Origin of the sequence: Candidatus Planktophila sp. (genome assembly GCF_046070465.1) — a bacterium.
In the GTDB taxonomy this organism is placed as follows: Bacteria; Actinomycetota; Actinomycetes; order Nanopelagicales; family Nanopelagicaceae; genus Planktophila.
This window is the reverse complement of record NZ_JBJTMK010000079.1, coordinates 1-3578: the sequence shown is the minus strand read 5'-3', so window position 1 is coordinate 3578 and position 3578 is coordinate 1. Positions and strand designations below refer to the sequence as shown.

Below are 3578 nucleotides of genomic sequence, written 5' to 3'. Positions count from 1 at the left end.
TTCATCACTGTTGAGTAGTACTGACCTGATGGAATGAAGTTGAACTTCAAGTTGATTCCAGCTGCCTTTGTTGCATCCTGAATCAATACTGATGCCTTCTGGTTTGTCGCTGATTGTGCGATATCCCAGATGATTCCCTTGTCAGCTGCAGTTGCGCGAGCATATGCATCTGGGCAAGAGGTCTTTGCCTTTTCAAGCAATGACTTTGCGTAATCAGCATTTCCAGTGATCTTCCAGTTTGGATCGTGGATGTTGCCTGTTGTCTTCTTGTAGTCAAGACCGAGAACTGGCTTTACAGGGTTATCTCCTGGGTCGCCGTAGAAGATCGATCCACCTGATAGGTCGATAAGAACTTGGGTGTTGATAGCAAAGAAGACAGCCTTACGGACATCCAAACAATCCATGTGGCCCTTTGAAACGTTCATTGATGCGTAGCGAACGTATGGGTCATAGACGTTGAAGCGCTGGTTCTTCTTTGTTGCATCTGCGAAGAATGCACGTGTATTTGCTGGCTGAAGTGCATCGAGTGATGCTGTGTTAGGAATCTGATCTTCGAGCATGATCGCATCGCGAACATCTTCTGCAAGACCGAAACGAACAACAATGTTGTCTGGGTAAGGTGTACGAACTGTGTCAGAAGACTTCTTCCACTTAGGGTTACGTACGAGCTCTAGCTGATCGCCAATCTTGTATGAAGCGATCTTGTATGGACCGTTAGCAAATGGACGAAGGTCGTACTTGTCGCCTGTGTCTTTTGACTTCTTTACTGGTGCACCAGCTGGGTAGGTAAGTGCGTAGTTGAAGTCTGCGAATGAGCGGTTGAGCTGGAAGGTAATTGTGTTACCTGAGCAAGAAACTGCCTTATCGAAAAGTGCCTGTCCGGTCTTCTTGTAAGGACCCTTGTATGCAGATGAGCCATCCTTATCCTTAGGAATATCAAGAGCCTGTACGAGGTACTGAGGACCATCTGTGATTACATCAGCTGCGAATGGACGAGAAACTCCGTATGCAACATCAGCACAGGTGACAGGTGATCCGTCTTCCCATGTAATGCCTGAACGAAGTGTGAACTTCCATGTCTTTGCAGCGTTTGATGGAACACCAGTGTTTGTTGCAAGGTCTGCAACGAGTGATGAACCTGCTGAACCAGCAACTGGCTTGTATGAAACAAGGTTGCGGTAGAGGAATGAGTTAAGGAACGCGATATCGCGACCTGTGTAAACACGCGCTGGATCGATGTGATCGAACTGCTCAGCGTGGGTAATGAAATACAGCGTTCCGCCTGTTACTGGCTTCTCTGCTGCGTTTGCAGCCGCACCTGTAGCAACTGTTCCAACTGCAAGAATTGCAGCTGTAGCTGTTGCAACAAGACGACGTGATGTCAAACGTGACATTAGTCCTCCTAATAGAGATGAATCAAAACGCCGTTGCGTTTCGACTTACTGCCCTTCACACAAGAGAAACTCGCGAGACCTCTCTTCTTGTGAAGCATCCGTATCGCTACGGAATCCTTTTTCCTATCTATTTGCCTTTGGATCGAGCGCATCGCGGACTGCATCACCCAAGAGGTTGAGTGAGAGCACGATTGCGATAAGAATCAAACATGGAATTAATAAGTAGGCAGGATCGTTCTTCCAGTAGCTGACCGCGTCAGAGAGAATCAATCCAAAAGTTGCATCCGGCGCTTGAACACCAACACCGAGAAACGAGAAGGTCGCCTCTGCTGCGATATAGCCTGGAAGTGAGAGCGAGACAAAGACGATCGCGGTAGGCCAGAGATTTGGAAGGAGCTCTTTGACAATAATGCGCCAGTTTGATGCGCCCATAGCTTGAGCGGCCATGACGAAGTCACGTTCACGCATCGACATCGCTTGGGAGCGAACCAAACGGTAAAAACCTGTCCAGCCAAAGAAAATGAGGAAGATAACGAGCACAACAACTCGAGCTGCATTTCCATGAGCTATTCCTGTTGCTTCAACGCGACCCACCATTGGAATCGCCAAGGCGATGATCATGAATGTGCCAGGGAAAGAGAGGAGGAAGTCAGCGAAGCGGCCGACGATGGAATCGACTCGACCTTTAAAATATCCAGTTGCGATGCCGATCAACATTCCGATTGAAATTGTTCCCACTGTGGCGATGATGGCAACGATAAATGAAGTGCGAGCACCGTAGAGAGCGAGCGCAAAAACATCTCTTCCGGTTCCGGGCTCGATTCCCAGTGGATGGGCGAGCGACATTCCGCCCCACTTGCCGATTGGCATCGCGAACTCATCGAGCACACCGTCATAGGTATCTTTCGCGTTGACGCCTACGAGGCGAGTGATGATCGGTGCAAAGAATCCAACGGTGATAAAGAAGATTGAGGCGATTCCTGCGTAGACACCCACTGTGTTGCGCTTGAAACGTCCCCAAGCAATCTGCTTGGGCGTGCGTTGAGCAACCTCAACTGCATCGTTCTCAACAACGGTTGCATCAGCCACGTGTAAATCCCCTTATCGCAAATAATTCGCACTGGTTATGACCATCCACAAGCAATCCCGCAATCCGAGATAACTCATGAGTACAGACCGGCAAGGGTAGTAAAAAGCGAGTAAAAAAGAAACCCCAAAAGTCCGAATTACCCGGTTTGGACCTTTAAGCGCTCGCTACCGCTGCCCTCTTCATCGCGAGAAAGAGCGGGATAGCCAGAAAGGAGCCAAGGAACATGGATGCAACCCAGAGAGTTGGCTGGTCTGCTCCCAACATCAGCCCCGTGATCGCAGGACCTGCAACTCCAGAGATGCTCCATTGCAGGCTCATAAAGGCATTTGCACGTCCGCGGATATGTTCAGGCGCGAGCTCGTTGGCAAGAGTCGGAATGACGGGCGCTTGAACCATCTCGCCAATAGCAAAGACTAATTGGCTCATGCATAGCGCGAGTCCTGATGCCACCAGTGGAAGTGCTGGTGCGATTCCGACAAAAATCCATGACGCCGACCAGATGATTCCTATTGCAATCAATGCGTTGTACTTCGAATACCGTTCAAGAATGCGCATTACGAGTGGCTGCAGCGTAAAGATTGCAATTGTGTTGACTCCGAAAATTAATCCGAGCCACTTAGGTGAGAGCCCCAAGAACTGCGTTGCAAAAATTGGAACTCCCGCTTGGATAACTCCGTAACCAAAGGTAAAGAGAATGATTCCTCCGGTTCCGAGTAATACCAGGGGCTTAATCTTCAACAAATCTCGATAGGTTCCTTGCTCTGGTTCATCAGCTTTGGGTTCATACCTATCTAGCCCTTCTCCGTGGAGCGAGAGGATGATTGCTAAGTAGATAAGAAATGTTGCAGCGTCAATCCAGTACATCCATTGAAATGATCGCAAAGATCCTTCTTGAATAATCAGTGAGCCGATCAAGCCACCGAGACCAAGCCCAAGATTTTTGGTCTTAACTTTATGTTGCTCAATCTGGGGCTCGGACTTGGTGGCCTGATCGGCTCACTGATCATTCAAGAAGGTTCATTGCGTTCATTTCAATGGATGTACTGGATTGACGCTGCAACATTTCTTATCTACTTAGCAATCATCCTCTCGCT

Annotated in this window: 3 protein-coding genes; all 3 read right to left on the bottom strand. The window is 48.8% G+C overall.

Annotated elements, in window-relative coordinates; translation table 11 throughout:
* A partial coding sequence (locus ACKOVI_RS03555; RefSeq protein ID WP_509602654.1) for an ABC transporter substrate-binding protein occupies positions 1-1394 on the bottom strand: 1394 nt, incomplete at its 3' end.
* 123 nt (positions 1395-1517) lie between these two features.
* Positions 1518-2483 carry an ABC transporter permease gene (locus tag ACKOVI_RS03550; protein ID WP_509602653.1) on the bottom strand — a complete coding sequence of 322 codons (966 nt, stop codon included), beginning with the start codon at positions 2481-2483 and terminating at the stop codon, positions 1518-1520.
* 154 nt (positions 2484-2637) lie between these two features.
* A complete protein-coding gene (locus ACKOVI_RS03545) occupies positions 2638-3450 on the bottom strand; it encodes an MFS transporter (protein WP_509602655.1) in 813 nt (270 codons plus the stop codon).
* Positions 3451-3578: the final 128 nt, after the last annotated feature.